Source organism: Streptomyces sp. NPDC050147, from assembly GCF_040660195.1.
Taxonomy (GTDB): Bacteria; Actinomycetota; Actinomycetes; order Streptomycetales; family Streptomycetaceae; genus Streptomyces.
On sequence record NZ_JBFALJ010000006.1, the window covers coordinates 122775 to 140885 of the forward strand.

Sequence of the window (18111 nt, forward strand, 5' to 3'; positions counted from 1 at the left end):
CCATGCGGAGAGGGAGCGACGCGGCTCCCGCCCTTGCGAGGAGGGGTCCCCTTGTTGGAGATCGACGTGGAGAACGACGAATCGCGAGCATCGCTGACTACGGCACGGCACCTGCCGTCCCAGGAGCGCAGCGCACCACCACAGCAGGGCGCCCGGCCCCCCGAGCCCGCCGACTTCTGCGATCTCGTCACCGTCCCGGCCCGCCAGGGCCTCGAAGCGGTCGACATCCTGCGCCGCGGGGCGGGTGACGACGCGGTCGGCCCCGTCCTGCACGACGGGAGCTGCGACACCCTCGGATTCCTCGTCCCGCCCGGCACCGCCGACGCCTGGGACCTGCCCGGCAGCGCGTGTACGCAGACTTTCGGCCGCGGTATGCGCCCGCACACCGAGCCGCAGCCCGTACCCCCGCCGCCCCCGGTCGCCGGCACCGGCTGGCTGCTGCCCCCCGAGGAGTCCGACCCGGTCACCGACCCCGCCGTTCTGCGCGCGGCGCTCGGCCAGGCGGCCCGCACGATCGAGGCCGCCGACAACTGCCGCTGAGCCCCGGGCGAAGCGGTTCTGCAAGGTCATCGGGCCGCGCACCGCGCGTACGCCGATAATGGTCCGATGGCAAGGAACAGGCGGTCCCGGGAAGAGGCGCAAGCCGTCGTCGAGGAGGTGGACGGAGGGCTCGCCGAGCTGATGCCCGACCGGGACAGGCCACGCGCGTGGACGCTGCTCGTGGACGGCGCCCCGCAGTCCCATGTCGACCTCGACGACCCGGCGTATCTCGACTTCGAGTACCAGCGCAGGCTCGGTCACGTCGCCGACCTGGTCGCACCGCCCGGCAAGCCGATCCAGGCCCTGCACCTCGGCGGTGGTGCCTTCACCCTCGCCCGCTACATAGCCGCGACGCGGCCCCGCTCCACCCAGCAGGTCATCGAGCGCGACACCGCGCTCATCCAACTCGTCCGCCGCGAACTGCCCTTGGACCCGCAGGCACGGGTCCGGGTGCGCGGCACCGACGCCCGCGAAGGGCTCGCGAAGATCGCGGACGGCTGGGCGGACCTCGTCATCGCCGACGTCTTCAGCGGCGCCCGCACCCCCGCCCACCTCACCAGCGCGGAGTTCCTCGGCGACATACGCAGGGTGCTGAGGCCCGGCGGTCTCTACGCGGCCAATCTCGCCGACGGGCCGCCGCTGGCGCATCTGCGCGGCCAGCTCGCCACCGCCGCCACGCTCTTCCCGGAGCTCGCGCTCATCGCCGACCCCGCGGTACTGCGCGGCAAGCGCTTCGGCAACGCGGTACTCGTGGGCTCCGGTGTGCCGCTTCCGATCGCCGAGCTGACCCGGCGCAGCGCGGGGGACTCCCATCCGGCGCGGGTCGAGCACGGCAAAGCGCTCGTCGACTTCAGCGGGGGAGCGGCGGCGGTCACGGACGCGAGCGCGGTGGCGTCACCGGCGCCGCCGCCCTCGGTGTTCCGCTGAACCGACCCGACCGGTCAGTACTCGTTGATCTCGACCGCCGGGGGGTGGTCGTGCCACGTACAGAACACCGAGACCTTGTCGGCGCCCGACGTGAACTCCACCCGGATCCAGGTGCTCTGCTTCCACACCTGTACCGACCAGCCGGCCGCCGGAGTCGCCGACACCAGCGTCGCGGAGTCCTTGCCGAGGTCGAAGACGACCCGGCCGCCCTCGGAGGAGTAGCTCTTCACGTTGCCGGGCGCGGAGGCGGGCGCGGAAGGAGTGCTCGGCCTGCTCGGCTTCGCCTTCGACGGCTTGCTCTCGGGAGGCTCCGAGGACTCCGAGGGCTTCTCCGTCTTCGAGAGGGACGGGGTCGGCGTCGGGTCCGGGCGGTGCGTGGAGGAGGAGAGCGGCTCGCCGCGGTCGCCTTCGGCGGCCAGCGGCACCGCGCGCGGCGGGTCGTAGGCGGTGCCCGCCATGACCGTGTGGACACCCCACCAGGAGAGCGTGACCGCCGCTCCCGTGGCCAGCGACCAAGCCATTGCGTGTATGAGTCCTCTGCGCATCGCGAGCCATACTGCACCACCGGGCGCCTCGGCGTCCCAGGAGGACCGGGGTCACTCCTATGGCGTACGGTGCCGCCCATGGCAAGTGTGCTCGTCGTCGAGGATGACCAGTTCGTACGCTCCGCTCTCATCCGGCATCTGACCGAGGCATCGCACACCGTGCGCAGCGTCGGCACCGCCCTGGAGGCGTTGCGCGAGGTGGCCCATTTCCGGTTCGACGTGGTGATCCTGGACCTCGGACTGCCCGATCTGGACGGTTCCGAGGCGCTGAAGATGCTGCGCGGGATCACCGACGTCCCCGTGATCATCGCCACCGCGCGCGACGACGAGACCGAGATCGTCAGGCTCCTCAACGACGGCGCCGACGACTACCTGACCAAGCCGTTCTCCGTCGAGCACCTCTCGGCCCGGATGGCCGCCGTCCTGCGCCGCTCGCGCGTCCCGGCGGGCGAGGCCCCGCCGAGCCGGGAGATACGGGTGGGCGGGCTCGCCATCGATCCGCTGCGCCGCCAGGCCGAGCTGGACGGGGCGCGGCTCGACCTGACCCGGCGCGAGTTCGATCTGCTCGCCTTCCTCGCGGGGCGGCCCGGTGTCGTCGTACCCCGCAAGGAGCTGCTCGCCGAGGTGTGGCAGCAGAGTTACGGCGACGACCAGACCATCGACGTACATCTGTCGTGGCTGCGCAGGAAGCTGGGCGAAACGGCCGCGAGCCCGCGCTATCTGCACACGCTGCGGGGTGTCGGCGTCAAGCTGGAACCACCGCTGTGAGGTGGGCGCTCGTCAAGGTCTGCCTGGCCGTCACGACGATGGTCGTGGTCGCCTTCGCCGTGCCGCTCGGCCTGGTCATCCAGGAGATGGCGCGGGACCGGGCCTTCTCGAACGCGGAGCGGCACGCGGCCGGCATGGGCCCCACGCTCTCCATCACCACCGACCGCGATCAGCTGACGCGGGCCGTCGCCACGTCCGAGGCGGGCGGCGAGGGCCGCATGGCCGTGTACGTGCCGCCCATCGACAAGGCGCCCGCCCTGGAGATCGGCGACCGGCGGGCGGACGCGCACGCGGTGGAGACCACACGCAAGGAGGGCCGGGCGCGGACCGCGACGGTCGACGGCGGCTTCGCGCTGCTCCAGCCGACGGCGCTGAGCTCCGGCCAGATCGCGGTGGTCGAGATCTTCGTGCCCGAGGGCGCGGTCAGCAATGGTGTGACCACGGCGTGGCTGGTGCTCGCGGGCGTCGGCGTCGCGCTGATCATCGGGTCCGTGGCGGTGGCGGACCGGCTCGGCGTACGCATGGTGCAGCCCGCCAAGCGGCTGGTCGGCGCGGCGCAGTCCCTCGGCGAGGGAAAGCTGGGCGCGAGGGTCGTGGAGGAGGGCCCGACGGAACTGCGCCTGGCGGCGGTGGCGTTCAACTCGATGGCCGACCAGGTGGTCCAACTCCTGGCGAACGAAAGGGAGTTGGCGGCAGACCTGTCGCACCGCCTGCGCACTCCTCTGACGGTGCTGCGGCTCAACGCGGCCTCGCTGGGGGACGGGCCCGCGGCCGAGCAGACCCGCATAGCGGTGGAGAAGCTGGAGCGCGAGGTCGACACGATCATCCGCACCGCCCGCGACGCCAAGCCGCAGACCGCCGCGGTCGGCCCCGGCGTGGGCTGCGACGTCTCCGAGGTGATCCGGGACCGCATGGCCTTCTGGTCGGCGCTCGCGGAGGACGAGGGGCGCGCGGTGCGGGTCGCGGGGGTGGAGCGGCCGGTGTGGATACCGGTGGCGCGCCCCGAACTGGTCGCCTCCCTCGACGCGTTGCTCGGCAACGTCTTCAGGCACACGCGGGAGGGGTCGGCGTTCGCGGTGGACGTGCACAGCGGCGAGGACGCGGTCATCGTCCTCGTGTCGGACGCGGGGGCCGGGATCGCCGATCCCGAGGCCGCGCTGGCGCGGGGCGCGGGGTCGGGAGCCGATGGCTCGACGGGGCTCGGCCTGGACATCGTGCGGCAGCTGGCGGAGTCCACCGGCGGCGACGTCCGCATCGGGCGGTCCGTGCTCGGCGGCACGGAGGTCCGCATCTGGATCCAGCTGGACGGGCGTCGGCCCGTGGCCGGGGGCGGCCGGGGGCACGGGGGGTCCGTACGCCGCCGCAAGCGTGCCCCTAGCGTTCGCTAGCCCCTGAGCCGCCGCTGCGCGGCGGATCTCTCCCGCCCACCCACCCGTCCACCCCGCGTCAAGTAGGTAAGGCCCCCCACCATTAACCACCCCCGATCGCTCCCTTAAGCCCGCCCTAAGATCCAGTGCAGAGCCCCAATTGCCTGCAATGTCGTGCCGCCGCGAGGCTAACGTGCTGATGCACCCCCACCCCCCACGCACAGCTAAGGCAGGCACGCGATGAGCAGCACGCATCGGCGCACGGTGAGCACCAAGTCCAAGGTCATAGGCGGCGTCGTGGCCGCGGGCCTCATCGGCGGCGGCGCCTTCGCCTTCTCCGGGACCGCGCTGGCGACCAAGGCTCCTGCCGGGGAAACCGTCGAGGGCACCGCCAAGTTCGCCCCGTTCGTGGACACTTCGCTCGCCCCCGCGTACGACCTGGCCGACACCGCCGCCAAGACCGGGGTCAAGGAGTTCACCCTCGCCTTCATCACCTCCGGCGGCGGCTGCGAGCCCCTCTGGGGCGGCACCACCGGGCTCGACGACGACAAGGTCGCCTCGCAGATCGGTGACCTGCGGGCCAAGGGCGGCGACGTACGCGTGTCCTTCGGCGGCGCGGCGGGTTCCGAGCTCGGCCTCAAGTGCGGCAGCGCCGACGAGCTCGCCAAGGCGTACGGCAAGGTCATCGACAAGTACGAGCTGACGAAGGTCGACTTCGACATCGAGGGCGCCGCGCTGCCCGACACCGCGGCCAACACCCGCCGTGCGCAGGCCATCGCGCAGCTGCAGAAGGACCACGAGGGCCTGGACGTCTCGTTCACGCTGCCCGTCATGCCCGAGGGACTGACCCAGCCGGGCGTCGACCTCGTCGCCGACGCCAAGAAGAACGGCGTGCGGGTCTCCGCCGTCAACATCATGGCGATGGACTACGGGCCGTCCTACAGCGGCGACATGGGTCAGTACGCCATCGACGCGGCGACCGCCACGCAGAAGCAGATCAAGGGCGCCCTCGACCTGTCCGACGAGGCGGCCTGGAAGACAGTCGCGGTCACCCCGATGATCGGCGTCAACGACGTCACCACCGAGGTCTTCAAGGTCGACGACGCCACGGAGCTGGTGAAGTTCGCCGAGGAGAAGGGCATCGGCCGGCTCGCGATGTGGTCGTCGACCCGCGACAAGGCCTGCGAGGGCGGCGCCGACAACGGTGCGCAGCCCACCTGTTCCTCGATCGAGCAGGAGCCGCTCGCCTTCACGAAGGCGTTCGCCGCCTACAAGTAACCCGCGAGAACCCCAGTACTGCCACCCCCCCACGGCGCCTCGACCGGTATCCCCCCACCCGGTCGGGGCGCCACTCGGCTCCTTGGGAATGCCGCCGGGGTCCGTCAGTCCGCGACGTACTCGCGCGGCAGCTCACCGCTGGACGCGACACCCGCGTACCAGTGGGCGCTGGACTTCGGGGTGCGGGCCTGCGTCTCGTAGTCGACGTAGACCGCGCCGAAACGCTTGCTGTAGCCGTACGACCATTCGAAGTTGTCCATCAGGGACCACAGGTAGTAGCCGCGGACGTCGGCGCCGTCCGAGATGGCCCGGCGGACGGCGGCCAAGTGGCCGTGCAGGTAGGCGATGCGCTCCGGGTCGTGGACGCGGCCGTCCGGGTCCGGCTTGTCGTCGTAGGCCGCGCCGTTCTCGGTGACGTACAGCGGGAGGCCCGGCGCCTCCCGGGTGTAGCGCATGATCAGGTCGTGCAGACCCGACGGGTCGATGGTCCAGCCCATCTCGGTGCGGTCGCCCGGCGTCTGGTGGAAGGCCACGTCGTCGGAGCCGGGCCACGGGGAGTGGTCGCTGGCGCCGTGCCCGTCGTTGCGCGCGTGCGCGGAGTCGTTCCGCGCGGCCGAGACCAGCGCGGGCGTGTAGTAGTTCAGGCCGAGCGCGTCCAACGGCTGGTGGGCGGCGGCCAGGTCGCCGTCGTGCACGAAGGACCAGTCGGTGAGCCGGGCCGTGTCGGCGAGCAGGTCCGCGGGGTAGGCGCCGTGCAGCATCGGGCCGTGGAAGACGCCGTTGGCGAGGTTGTCGATGCGCCGGCGGGCGTCCTGGTCCTCCGGGCTCTGCGAAACCGCCCTGACCACGGAGGAGTTGAGGCTCACCGCCACCCGGGCGCGGGCCGGAAGCGCGGCACGCAGCGCCTGGGTGCCCAGGCCGTGCGCGAGGTTGAGGTGGTGCGCGGCCTGCAGCGCCGCCGCCGGGTCGGTGCGGCCGGGGGCGTGTACGCCGGAGCCGTAGCCGAGGAAGGCGCTGCACCACGGCTCGTTGAGCGTGATCCACGACTCGACGCGGTCGCCGAGCGCCTCGGCGACGAAGCCCGCGTACTCGGCGAACCGGTAGGCGGTCTCCCGCGCGGGCCAGCCGCCCGCGTCCTCCAACTCCTGCGGCAGATCCCAGTGGTAGAGAGTCAGGGCGGGCTTGATGCCCTTGCCGAGCAACTCGTCGACGAGCCGCCGGTAGAAGTCGAGGCCGCGCTGGACGGCGGGGCCGCGCCCGGTGGGCTGCACCCGCGACCAGGAGACGGAGAACCGGTACGCGTTCAGGCCGAGGTCCGCCATGAGCGCCACGTCGTCGCGATAGCGGTGGTAGTGCTCGACGGCGACGTCACCGGTGTCTCCGTCGAGCGTCCTGCCGGGCGTGTGGCTGAAGGTGTCCCAGATGGACGGGGTGCGGCCGTCCTCACGTACGGCGCCCTCGATCTGGTACGCGGACGTGGCGGCCCCCCAGAGGAAGTCGGCCGGAAAAGCGAGGGATTCAGGCATGGAAGCGCTCCCATGGAAAGGGGAAAGGAACAGGGGGAGAGGACAGAGGGAAGGGGGTCGGGCGGATGGCCGGGGCCGAGGTGGCGGCGGCTCGGCCCCGGCGGGGGAGGAACGGCGGGCGGTCGGGCCTCAGCCCTTGACGGCGCCCTGCATGATGCCGCTCACGATCTGCTTGCCGAACAGGATGAACGCCAGGAGCAGCGGCAGTGTGCCGAGCAGAGCGCCCGCCATGATCACCGCCCGGTCCGGGATGTAGCCCGTACCCAGGGAGTTGAGGGCCACCTGCACGGTGGGGTTCGACTGGTTCAGCGCGATGATCGGCCAGAGGAAGTCGTTCCAGGCCATCACGAACGTCAGCAGGCCGAGCACCGCCATCGCGGGCCGCGCCGCCGGGAACACCACGTGCCAGATGATCCGCAGACTGCTCGCCCCGTCCATCCGCGCCGCCTCGATGAGCTCGCTCGGCAGCGCCTGCAGCAGGTACTGGCGCATGAAGAACACGCCGAAGGCGCTCACGAACGTCGGCAGGATCACCGCTTGGAGCTGATTGGTCCACTGCAGGTCGGCGACCCACAGATAGAGCGGTACGACACTCAGCTGCGGCGGCACCATCATCGTGCCGATCGTCAGGAGGAGCAGCAGGCCGCTGAACTTGAACTTCAGCTTGGCGAAGGCGAACCCGGCGATCGTGGAGAACAGGACGGTGCCGATGGTGATGCTGCCCGCCACGATCGTGGTGTTGAGCATCGCGTCGCCCAGACTCGCCTCGGTCCAGGCCCGCTCCAGGTTCTTGAAGAGGTTCCCGCCGAACCACAGGGGCGGCGGAGTCTGGGCGAGCCGCCCGCTCGTACGGGACGCCGCGATCGCCGTCCAGATCAGCGGGGCCAGCGACACGGCGGTGAACAGCGTGAGCACGACGTAGGTCCACGGGCCGGCGTGCATCGTGCGCCCGGCCTTGAGCCCCAGGGAGCGGCCCGCCTTCGCCCTCGGCGCGGCGGGGCCGGCCTTCGGGCCCGGGATCACGTCGGTCGGCGGGTCCGCGGCGAGCTCCGTCGTCGGGCCCGAGGTGCGGGACTTCATTGGGCCTTCCTCAGACGTCGGGCGATCAGCAGGTTGACCGCGGCGATGAGCAGCAGGATCGCGAGCATCAGCCAGGCGACGGCGGATGCCCGGCCCAGATGGCCGTTGATCCAGCCCTGGTCGTACAGATAGAGACCAAGCGTCTGGAACTGGTGGTCGGCGCCGCCCTTGGACCCGGCCGTGCCGCCGAACAGCAGCGGCTCACCGAAGAGCTGGGTGGCCCCGATGGTCGAGACGACCACGGTGAACAGGATCGTCGGCCGCAGCATCGGGATGGTCACGTGCCGGAACTGCTGCCAGCGCGAGGCGCCGTCCAGCGAGGCCGACTCGTACAGGTCGTGCGGCACGGCCTGCATCGCCGCCAGATAGATCAGCGCGTTGTAGCCGGTCCACCGCCAGATGACGATCGACGACACCGCGAACTGCGAACCCCACGACGACTCACGCCAGTTGACGGCGTCGATGCCGACGGATCCGATGATCCAGTTGACCATGCCGCCGTCCCACGCGAACAGCAGCGTGAAGACCAGCGAGGCACTCGCCACCGACGTGGCGTACGGAGCGAGCATCGCCACCCGCCACAGAGTGGAGCCGCGCAGCTTGTAGTTGAGCAGATGCGCGATGCCGAGCGCGACGGCGAGCTGGGGGACGGTGGCGATGACGCCGATGGTGAAGGTGTTGCCGAGCGCGTTCCAGAAGTACTCGCTCTGCAGCAGGTTGGTGTAGTTCTCCAGGCCGATCCAGGTGCTGCCGTCGAGGTCCGTGAGCGACAGGCGGTGCATCGACGCCCAGCCCGTGTAGAGCAGCGGGAAGAGCCCGAAGGCGCCGAAGAAGAGGAAGAAGGGGGCGACGAAGATGTACGGCGACGCCTTTATGTCCCAGCGGTACAGGCGGCTGCGCCACGAGGACGTGGGGGAGGCCTTGCGGCTCCCGGACGCGGCCGGGGCCGCGCCCCCCTCTTCGGGGGACGCGGTCTCGGCGTACTCAGCGGTCTCGGACATGCGCGTCACTGTCCCAGAACATCCTTGATCTCCTTCTGCGCGGCTTCCCAGCCCTCAGCCGGAGACTTGCCCTGCTGCTCCACCTGGAGCACACCGATGTCCGTGATGGACTGGCCGATCTGGGCGTCCTTCAGGCCGTAGATCGCGGAGGGGGTGTTCTTCGCGATGTCGGCGTAGATCTCCGTGATGGGCGCGTCATTGAAGTACGCCTTGGTCGCCGGAGAGGGCTTCAGTGTGTCGTACGCCGACGGGGTGGAGGGGAAGCTGGCCTGCTTGGCGAAGACCTTCGCGAGCTGCTCGGGCTGCGTCAGCCAGACGGCGAGCTCGGTCGCCTCCTTCTTGTGCTTGCCCGCGCTCGGCACACCGAGGAACGTTCCGCCCCAGTTGCCGTCCTTGGGCGCCTTGGCCATGTCCCACTGGCCCTTGCCCTCAGGACCCGTCTTCTCCTGGATGTAACCGGCCATCCACGCCGGGCAGGCCACGGTGGCGAACTTGGCGTTGGCGAAGCCCTGGTCCCAGGTGGGGTCGAACTGCTTGAGCTTGGACGACATGTCGCCGTCGGCGACCTTCATCGCCGCGTCCCAGGCGTCCTTGCGGCCCTGGCTCTTGTCGTAGATCTCCTTGCCGCTCTTGTCGTAGTACCGCTCGGTGGCACCGGCGAAGACGGCGTTGTAGACACTGGAGGCGGAGTCGACGAACTTGGTGCCGTCGGGGGCCTTCTTCATGTACTTCTCGCCGAGCGCGACGTACTTGTCCCAGTCGCCCTCCCACTCCTTGGCGAGCTTCTCGCGGTCGGTGGGCAGACCGGCCTTCTTGAAGAGGTCCTTGCGGTAACACAGCGCCGTCGGGCCGATGTCGACGCCGAGGCCGACCGTCTTGCCGTCCTCGGTCGTGGCCTGCTTCCACTTCCAGTCGAGGTACGTGGACTTGTCCACGCCCTCGGCCTTGCTCAGGTCCTCGAACTTGGCGCCCTGGGTCTGCACGACCTCGGTGATGTTGCTGACCTCGATGGCGGCGACGTCGTTCACGCCGGCGCCGGACTGGAGGTGGGTGAGGAGCTTCGGGTAGTAGGCGTCGTTCCGCTCGATGACGTTCTCTTTGATCTTGATGTTCGGATGCGTCTTCTCGTACTCGTCGTAGAGACCGGCCTGCTTCAGACCCAGCACACCGAACGTGCCCACATTGAGCGTGACCTTGCCGTCGCCGCCCTCGGAACTGGTGCCGTCGTCGCTGGAACAACCGGCCAGCAGGCTGCCGGCCAGCGCGGTCACGGCCGCGAAGGCCACCAGCCGACCGGGTCGGCGGGAACTCGTGCGCATTACGTCCTCCTGTTGCCTGACGTGCCGACCCCCCGGCCAACTGCACTTCTTGCCCCGTTGTTGGACTCTTCGGCTCGGGCGGGGAACGTGCGGGATGTGTACGTGTCAGGTACCGTGGGAGCGCTCCCACAAGTGATGAGTTGAAGAGTCGTGGCTGGGAGCGGGGGTGTCAAGGGACCGGACATAGAGATATGTCTTCAGTTATCGGGCTGTTACGAGGACGCTCGCGCGATCAGCCCATCCGACCGGTGAAGATCAGGCTGTTACATTCCTCTACATTCCTCGCCCGGGGGAAGTGCGACGGGAGGCGACAATGCCAGCTCACGGACCGCGCGGCCGCAGCGGCGGACGCCCGACCCTGGAGGAGGTCGCCGCGAGGGCGGGAGTGGGCCGCGGGACGGTGTCCCGGGTGATCAACGGCTCGCCGCGGGTGAGCGAGGCGACCCGCACGGCAGTCGAGGCCGCCGTCGCCGAACTGGGGTACGTCCCGAACACGGCGGCCCGCGCCCTCGCCGCCAACCGCACCGACGCCATCGCCCTGGTCGTGCCCGAGCCCGAGACCCGCTTCTTCGCCGAGCCCTACTTCTCCGACGTCCTGCGCGGTGTCGGGGCGGAGCTCGGCGAGACGGAGATGCAGCTCCTTCTGATCTTCGCCGGGAACGACCGCAGACGCCAGCGCCTCGCCCAGTACCTCGCGGCCCACCGGGTCGACGGCGTCCTGCTCGTCTCGGTCCACGCCGACGACCCGTTGCCGGACCTCCTCGCCCAGCTGGAGATCCCCGCGGTGATCAGCGGCCGCCGCTCGGCCGACGAGGCGCTGCCCTCGGTGGACTCCGACAACTTCGCCGGGGCTCGCTCGGCGGTCGAGCACCTGCTGGCACGCGGCCGCACGCGGATAGCCACCATCACCGGCCGCCTGGATGTCTACGGCGCCCAGCGCCGCCTGGACGGTTACCGCGCCGCGTTGTCGGACGCGGGCCTCCCGGTGGACGAGCGGCTGATCGCGCCGGGTGACTTCACGGAGGAGGGCGGGCGCAGGGCGATGACGGAGCTGCTGGCGGCCTCCCCCGACGTGGACGCGGTGTTCGCGGGCTCCGACGTGATGGCGGCCGGCGCCCGCCAGGTCCTTCGCGAGGCCGGGCGCCGGATACCCGACGACGTGGCGCTCGTCGGCTTCGACGACTCGGCGATCGCCCGGCACATGGACCCGCCGCTGACCAGTGTCCGGCAGCCGATCGAGGAGATGGGCCGGGCGATGATCGATCTCCTGCTTGCCGAGATCGCCGACGACCGCCCGTTCTCCGCCCGCCGCCTGGAACACCGCCAGCTGGTGCTGCCCACGGAGCTGGTGGAGCGGGCGTCCTCCTGAGGGGCTCCGTGACCGATCGCGTCCGCGGCCGTACAGGCGCAGGATGGAGATAGTGCAGCCGACAGCGGACTTGGCAGCTCTGAACGTCTGACCACGCATGCCGGAAGGGGATGCGACGCCATGCCTCAGTTCATGGACGTCCACCGCGGGATGATGGACATCACGGCCGACCAGTTGAACCAGGCCCACCAGGCGGACCTGGCCATAGAGAAGGAAGAAGGCGTGCACTTCGAGAGGGCCTGGGCGGACCCGCGGTCCGGGACCGTCTACTGCCTCTCCGAGGCCCCCTCGGCGGAGGCGGTCCAACGCATTCACGAGCGTGCCGGCCACCGTGCCGACGAGGTCCACCCCGTGCCACTGACCGTCTGAAACCAGAACCAGGCAGGGACACGAAAAAGGCCCGGTCCGCTTCCGCGGACCGGGCCTTGATCATTCAGGGTGAGTGACGGGACTTGAACCCGCGGCCACCTGGACCACAACCAGGTGCTCTACCAACTGAGCTACACCCACCATGTCCGGTCGTCCTGCGCTCTTCTGACCGGCCGAGAAAAAGTGTACAGGGTCCGAAGGGGTGCTCGCGCACGCGTTTTCCGGACCCCGTACGGAGGGGTTCCGCGGAGGTTACTCCGCGGGCAGCACGTGCTTGGCCGCGATGGTTTTCGCGGTGTCGGAGTCCGGCCCCGGCTGCGGCACGAAGATCGCCTCGCGGTAGTAACGCAGCTCGGCGATGGACTCGCGGATGTCGGCCAGGGCCCGGTGGTTGCCGTTCTTGTCCGGGCTGTTGAAGTAGGCCCGGGGGTACCACCGCCGGGCCAGTTCCTTGATCGAGGAGACGTCGACGATGCGGTAGTGCAGAAGCTCCTCAAGGGTCGGCATGTCGCGCAGCAGGAAGCCCCGGTCGGTGCCGACCGAGTTCCCGCAGAGCGGAGCCTTGCGCGGCTCCTTGACGTGCTCACGTACGTACGCCAAGACCTGCTCCTCGGCGTCGGCCAGCGTCGTGCCCGACGCCAGTTCGTCGAGGAGCCCCGAGGTGGTGTGCATCTTGCGCACCACCTCGGGCATGGTCTCCAGCGCCGCGTCCGGCGGGCGGATCACGATGTCCACACCTGCGCCGAGCACGTTCAGTTCCGAGTCGGTGACCAGCGCGGCCACCTCGATTAGTGCGTCATCCGTCAGCGAGAGCCCGGTCATCTCGCAGTCGATCCACACCATGCGATCGTTCATGCGTCTTACCCTACGGCGCACTCCTCTGGCCGGGCAGTGGCGGACGCCCTGGAGCGTACACATCCGAGTGCGGCTTTCCCGGCTCCGCGGACAGCGAAGCCGACGGGCCGATGGCACTCGCGGCCGCCGTACGCCGTGTCTGCGAGGGCACTGGTCCTGTGCCCTCCGCGTGCACCGTCGCCGTGGCGGACATGGGCGCCGCCGATTCCAGCAGAGCCCGCTCACCCCCCTGCGGCCTGCGGGCGCGGTAAGCGGCCCGGTAGGCGGCGGGCGACGAGCCGAGCTGGCGCCGGAAGTGGCCGCGCAGGGCCACGGGCGAGCGGAAGCCGCAGCGGCCCGCGACCTCGTCGACGGAGTAGTCGGAGGTCTCGAGCAGCCGCTGTGCCTGCAGCACGCGCTGAGTGATCAGCCACTGCAGGGGAGCGCTCCCGGTGAGCGAGCGGAACCTGCGGTCGAAGGTGCGCCTGCTCATGTACGCGCGCGCGGCCAGGGTCTCCACGTCGAACTGCTCGTGGAGATGCTCCAGGGCCCAGGCGACGACCTCGGCGAGCGGGTCGGCGCCGATCTCCTCAGGTAAAGACCTGTCGAGATAGCGCTCCTGCCCGCCGGCCCGGCGCGGAGGCACGACGAGCCTGCGGGCGAGCGCGCCCGCGGCTTCGTTGCCGTGGTCCGTGCGCACGATGTGCAGGCACAGATCAATTCCGGCCGCGGTGCCCGCGCTGGTGAGCACGTCCCCGTCGTCGACGAAGAGCTCACGCGGATCCACGTGGACGGACGGATACCGCTTGGCCAGCGTCGGTGCGTACATCCAGTGCGTGGTCGCCGGGCGGCCGTCGAGCAGACCGGCCGCGGCGAGCACGAAAGCCCCGGTGCACAGACCCACGATGCGGGCACCCTCTTCGTGCGCGCGGCGCAGCGCGTCGAGCGCCTCCGGCGGCGGCGGTGATGTGATCGACCGCCAGGCCGGCACCACGACGGTTCCAGCGCGCCCTATGGCCTCCAGGCCATGTGGGGCGGTGAGTTCGAGCCCCCCGGTCGTACGCAGCGGTCCCTCTTCACCGGCGCAGACCAGCAGCCGATAGCGGGGGACCCCGGCGTCCTGCCGGTCGATCCCGAACACGGAGAGCGGTATGGAACTCTCGAAGATGGGGCCACCGCTGAACAGCAGCACCGCGACAATCTCCCTGCGGCGGCGCCCGGAAAGCTTCCGCGACGCGGCTTCTTGCACGGCAGTGGAGTCGTGGCTCATGGTGCTAAGCCCCCCTCGGTCGTCGCGGCTCCCTGTTCTTGGCGTGCTCTGATATCTCTGTGTTTTCCGCGGTCCCTGCGTTCCCGGCGCTCTTGGCGTTCCTGTCGGACCTGTCGCTCCTGCACGTTTCCCCTCGGTCCTCCACCAGTCCCCCGCCGTAATACAGTCATGATCGAATCTACTGCGTCCTGTGCCGCCGGGGTGACCAGTTACGGACCCGGCACTATGTCGACATGGCAACTTGGCGTGAAGCAGTCGATCACGAAGCGTTGCACTCACGGGCGTTGCTGGGAAGTGCGCCTCCGCCGCGTGGCCGGTCCCCGTAGGGTTCAGCCGCCTTCCGCATGCCTTTCAGCCCTGGTGGGACCGGGGTTGGGTACCCCTTCGGCCAAGGAATGCACGGCCGTAGGAAGTTGGCTGAAAAGTTACGGGTGAGTGTGCGCGAATCGGTCAGTCCACCGGCGCTGACCCACCAGCATGCCGACCGCCCCTGTGCGCCCCCGCGGCCGTCCGTCCGTGCCGCCCGCGGCGCTCGTCGCCCCGCTCCTCGGCCAGCCGTGCCGCCCCCGCTCGGACTGCCGCAGAAGCAGCCGGCAGACCCCTGTCACGGCCAGCAGTCCGAGGGCCGATCCCGTGGCTCCCGCCAGCGAGGTCCCGTACCCGACCAGGACGACGGGGACCAGGACGCAGCTGAACGCCGCCCAGCGGACGACATCGCTCGCGGAGTCCTGCAGAGGGGTGGGCGGCGTGTCCTCGGCGCGCGGCGAGATGCCCCTGCGCGGGCGCTCACGCGCCTGCTCCGGCGGTCGGCGGTGGCCCGGAGCCGCGACCCGTGCGGACGTCGTGGCTCGTGAGGGCGTCGTGACCGGTGAGGACACTGACGGCGGTCCAGGCACGGCGGGCTCCCTGTGGCGGTGGCGTACCGAGTTCAACGCGTGGTCGCGCGGCCGGTCACTGGCGTGAACCCTGTGGCGACGACACCCCACACGGGTGGGTGCCCAAACCGCCTGTACGGGGCAGCAACCATTGCCATACGGGCGCCGCTCATGCATGCTCCGGTGAACGCCGTGAGGCTCCCGCAGGGCCGGTAGCAAGCCCTGGGCAGGAGAGGAGTGTCGCCGTACCCTTAGGGGTATGGGGTTGGGAAGATGATTCCCGGACACAGCTCCGGTGGTCGCCGCTCCTCCTCACCCCTACCCGATTCTGTCCGTTCTGCTCCATACTGCGCCGTACGACCCGAACAAAGCCGACCCTCCCACAGAGGACTCCTTCGCCGAGACACCCATGGCCGGTCACGAATTCTCCGAACCAGCGGACCGCAAGCGGCAGGTCGCCGATCCCACGGCGACCCCCCAGGCGGCGGAACAACCACGTCATTCCTGCGATCCGGCCTTCCGGCACGGAGTCGTCGTCGGATTCGACGGCTCGACGTCCAGTGAACGCGCTCTCTCGTACGCCATCGGGATGGCCCACCGCTCCGGCTCGGGCCTGATCATCGTGCACGTCGCCAACAGGCTCCCCACCACGGTATGGGCGGGCTGCGAGCCACCGGTCTTCGTCGACGTGCCGGACCACCGCACGGAAGTGCTCGGACTCGAGCTGGCCTGTGCGGACTACCTGACCGAAGTGCCCTGGATTCTTGTCGAGCGCGGTGGCGACATCTGCCACGAACTCGAAGAGGTCGGCCGGGAGTACTCCGCGGACGCCATTGTCGTCGGATCGACGCACGGGATCGTGGGGCGCATCTTCGGTTCGGTCGCGGGCCGGCTCGCGCGCCGTGCGCAACGCCCCGTCGTGGTCATTCCGTAACGGCTCTTCGTCCCAGGTGGGGTGCGGCCGACGGGGCGTCAACTCCCTTGCCGTGTAGATAAATCTACTCGTGCGTAGAGGTGCTTAGTGCCCTTGTGAAGGGTACGTACAGAGGCACGACACCCTGCCGCCCGGGGAGTGACGGCTTCCGGCTGAGGCAGGCGCGGGTCGGGGGAATGGGCGCCCCTGACCTCTGAAGAACGACCCCTCGCACGCTTGGTGGCACGCGCGAGGGGTCGTTCATTTCTGGGCGCTGTTCATTTCTGGGGGCTTGAGCGGTGCCGGACTACTCGACCGTGACCGACTTCGCCAGGTTGCGCGGCTTGTCGATGTCGCGGCCCAGGGCCAACGCCGTGTGGTAGGCGAGGAGTTGGAGCGGGATGCCCATCAGGATCGGGTCCAGCTCGTCCTCGTTCTTCGGGACGAGGATCGTCTGGTCGGCCTTCTCCTGCTCCTGGTGCGCGACCGCGAGGATCTTGCCGCTGCGGGCCTTGATCTCCTCCAGGGCGGCGCGGTTCTTCTCCAGGAGGTCGTCGTTCGGGACGATCGCGACCGTGGGGAGCGCGGGCTCGATGAGCGCCAGCGGGCCGTGCTTGAGCTCGGAGGCCGGGTAGGCCTCGGCGTGGATGTACGAGACCTCCTTGAGCTTGAGGGAGGCCTCGCGGGCGACGGGGTAACCGCGTACGCGCCCGATGAAGAGCATCGAGCGGGCGTCCGCGTAGCCCTTCGCGATCTTCTTGATCTCGTCCTCCTGCTTGAGGATCTCCGAGATCTGGCCGGGCAGCTTGCGCAGGCCCTCGATGATCCGCTTGCCGTCGGAGACCGACAGGTCGCGGATGCGGCCCAGGTGCAGGGCGAGCAGGCCGAAGGCGACGGTGGTGTTCGTGAAGCACTTGGTCGACACGACGCAGACCTCGGGGCCCGCGTGGACGTACACGCCCGCGTCGGCCTCACGGGCGATGGCGGAGCCGACGACGTTCACGACGCCGAGGACGCGGGCGCCCTTGCGCTTGAGCTCCTGGACGGCGGCGAGCACGTCGTACGTCTCACCGGACTGGGAGACCGCGATGTAGAGGGTGTCGGGGTCCACGACCGGGTTGCGGTAGCGGAACTCGGACGCGGGCTCCGCGTCGGCGGGGATGCGGGCCAGCTCCTCGATCATCTGGGCGCCGATCATGCCCGCGTGGTACGAGGTGCCGCAGCCGAGGATCTTGACGCGGCGCACCTTGCGGGCGTCGTGCGCGTCCAGGTTCAGGCCACCGAGGTGCACGGTGGAGAAGCGGTCGTCGATGCGGCCGCGCAGCACGCGGTCCACGGCGTCGGGCTGCTCGAAGATCTCCTTGTGCATGTACGTGTCGTGGCCGCCCATGTCGTACGACTCGGCCTCCCACTCCACGGTGGTCGGCGAGGCGGTCGTGCGGGAGCCCTCGGTGGTGTACGTGCGGTAGTCGTCGGCCTTGATCGTGGCCATCTCGCCGTCGTCGAGGGTGACGACCTGGCGGGTGTGCGAGACGAGCGCGGCGACGTCCGAGGCGACGAACATCTCCTTCTCGCCGATGCCGAGGACCACGGGGGAGCCGTTGCGGGCGACGACGATGCGGTCGTTGAAGTCGGCGTGCAGGACGGCGATGCCGTACGTGCCCTCGACGTGGCGCAGGGCCTCGCGAACCTTCTCCTCCAGGGTGTCGGCCTGGGCGCGGGCGATGAGGTGGGTGAGCACCTCGGTGTCCGTCTCGGAGAGGAACTCGACGCCGTCCGCGGTGAGCTTGGCGCGCAGCTCGGAGGCGTTGTCGATGATGCCGTTGTGGACGACGGCGACCTTGTTGTCGCCCGACATGTGCGGGTGGGCGTTCTCGTCGGACGGGGCGCCGTGGGTCGCCCAGCGGGTGTGGGCGATGCCGGTGGTGCCCTTGAAGCGGGCGGGCACCTTCGCCTCCAGGTCGCGGACGCGGCCCTTCGCCTTGACCATCTTCAGGCCGGCGGCCTTGGGGCTGGTGATGACGACGCCCGCGGAGTCGTAGCCGCGGTACTCCAGGCGCTGGAGGCCTTCGAGAAGGAGGGGGGCCACGTCACGCTTGCCGATATAACCGACGATTCCGCACATAGAGG

General features: G+C 70.0%; 15 protein-coding genes, 1 tRNA gene and 2 pseudogenes. 8 read left to right on the plus strand and 10 right to left on the minus strand.

Annotated features, from left to right (window positions below; genetic code table 11):
• Positions 1–54 precede the first annotated feature (54 nt).
• Entirely contained in the window at positions 55–540 is a 486-nt protein-coding gene (locus AB0I94_RS12370; protein ID WP_363309593.1) for a hypothetical protein, read from the plus strand.
• A gap of 66 nt (positions 541–606) precedes the next feature.
• On the plus strand, positions 607–1467 hold the full coding sequence (locus AB0I94_RS12375) for a fused MFS/spermidine synthase (RefSeq protein WP_363309447.1): 861 nt from the start codon (positions 607–609) through the stop codon (positions 1465–1467).
• A 14-nt stretch (positions 1468–1481) separates the two neighbouring features.
• Here AB0I94_RS12375 and AB0I94_RS12380 read toward each other — a convergent pair whose 3' ends face one another.
• Positions 1482–2012 carry a hypothetical protein gene (locus AB0I94_RS12380; protein ID WP_363309448.1) on the minus strand — a complete coding sequence of 177 codons (531 nt, stop codon included), beginning with the start codon at positions 2010–2012 and terminating at the stop codon, positions 1482–1484.
• 78 nt (positions 2013–2090) lie between these two features.
• Between AB0I94_RS12380 and AB0I94_RS12385 the strand changes: the two genes are divergently transcribed.
• The 3 genes and pseudogenes from AB0I94_RS12385 to AB0I94_RS12395 all read left to right on the plus strand — a co-directional run.
• Positions 2091–2780 carry a response regulator transcription factor gene (locus AB0I94_RS12385; RefSeq protein WP_363309449.1) on the plus strand — a complete coding sequence of 230 codons (690 nt, stop codon included), beginning with the start codon at positions 2091–2093 and terminating at the stop codon, positions 2778–2780.
• Entirely contained in the window at positions 2777–4168 is a 1392-nt protein-coding gene (locus tag AB0I94_RS12390; RefSeq protein ID WP_363309450.1) for a HAMP domain-containing sensor histidine kinase, read from the plus strand. Before AB0I94_RS12385 ends, AB0I94_RS12390 begins: the two co-directional genes overlap by 4 nt.
• Before the next feature lie 369 nt (positions 4169–4537).
• Positions 4538–5425: pseudogene (locus AB0I94_RS12395) on the plus strand (chitinase); the annotation flags it as partial.
• Between the two features lie 104 nt (positions 5426–5529).
• Here AB0I94_RS12395 and AB0I94_RS12400 read toward each other — a convergent pair.
• From AB0I94_RS12400 to AB0I94_RS12415, 4 genes are all read right to left on the minus strand, one after another.
• Positions 5530–6951: a GH1 family beta-glucosidase gene (locus AB0I94_RS12400; RefSeq protein ID WP_363309451.1), complete on the minus strand. Its 1422-nt coding sequence runs from the start codon at positions 6949–6951 to the stop codon at positions 5530–5532.
• Positions 6952–7080: 129 nt separating this feature from the next.
• Positions 7081–7893, minus strand: coding sequence for a carbohydrate ABC transporter permease (locus AB0I94_RS12405; RefSeq protein WP_363309594.1), 813 nt, complete (start codon positions 7891–7893; stop codon positions 7081–7083).
• 134 nt (positions 7894–8027) lie between these two features.
• Complete coding sequence (locus AB0I94_RS12410) at positions 8028–9032, minus strand: sugar ABC transporter permease (RefSeq protein ID WP_363309452.1); 1005 nt, start codon at positions 9030–9032, stop codon at positions 8028–8030.
• A gap of 5 nt (positions 9033–9037) precedes the next feature.
• Complete coding sequence (locus AB0I94_RS12415; RefSeq protein ID WP_363309453.1) at positions 9038–10351, minus strand: ABC transporter substrate-binding protein; 1314 nt, start codon at positions 10349–10351, stop codon at positions 9038–9040.
• 313 nt (positions 10352–10664) lie between these two features.
• On the opposite strand from AB0I94_RS12415, the gene AB0I94_RS12420 reads away from it, so the two are divergent.
• Both AB0I94_RS12420 and AB0I94_RS12425 read left to right on the plus strand, forming a co-directional pair.
• A complete protein-coding gene (locus AB0I94_RS12420; protein ID WP_363309454.1) occupies positions 10665–11720 on the plus strand; it encodes a LacI family DNA-binding transcriptional regulator in 1056 nt (351 codons plus the stop codon).
• A gap of 120 nt (positions 11721–11840) precedes the next feature.
• Positions 11841–12089, plus strand: coding sequence for an SCO4226 family nickel-binding protein (locus AB0I94_RS12425; protein ID WP_363309455.1), 249 nt, complete (start codon positions 11841–11843; stop codon positions 12087–12089).
• 68 nt (positions 12090–12157) lie between these two features.
• On the opposite strand, the gene AB0I94_RS12430 is transcribed toward AB0I94_RS12425, so the two are convergent.
• The 4 genes and pseudogenes from AB0I94_RS12430 to AB0I94_RS12445 all read right to left on the minus strand — a co-directional run bounded on the left by AB0I94_RS12430 (position 12158) and on the right by AB0I94_RS12445 (position 14963).
• Positions 12158–12230: transfer RNA gene (locus tag AB0I94_RS12430), tRNA-His, on the minus strand.
• Between the two features lie 111 nt (positions 12231–12341).
• Entirely contained in the window at positions 12342–12944 is a 603-nt protein-coding gene (gene orn / locus AB0I94_RS12435; RefSeq protein WP_363309456.1) for an oligoribonuclease, read from the minus strand.
• 10 nt (positions 12945–12954) lie between these two features.
• The gene (locus AB0I94_RS12440) at positions 12955–14193 is read right to left on the minus strand and encodes a helix-turn-helix domain-containing protein (protein ID WP_363309457.1); all 1239 of its coding nucleotides are present in this window, start codon (positions 14191–14193) and stop codon (positions 12955–12957) included.
• 450 nt (positions 14194–14643) lie between these two features.
• Positions 14644–14963, minus strand: a pseudogene (locus AB0I94_RS12445) (hypothetical protein).
• A gap of 514 nt (positions 14964–15477) precedes the next feature.
• On the opposite strand from AB0I94_RS12445, the gene AB0I94_RS12450 reads away from it, so the two are divergent.
• Entirely contained in the window at positions 15478–16002 is a 525-nt protein-coding gene (locus AB0I94_RS12450; protein WP_363309458.1) for a universal stress protein, read from the plus strand.
• 286 nt (positions 16003–16288) lie between these two features.
• Here AB0I94_RS12450 and glmS read toward each other — a convergent pair whose 3' ends face one another.
• A complete protein-coding gene (gene glmS, locus AB0I94_RS12455; RefSeq protein WP_363309459.1) occupies positions 16289–18106 on the minus strand; it encodes a glutamine--fructose-6-phosphate transaminase (isomerizing) in 1818 nt (605 codons plus the stop codon).
• Positions 18107–18111: the final 5 nt, after the last annotated feature.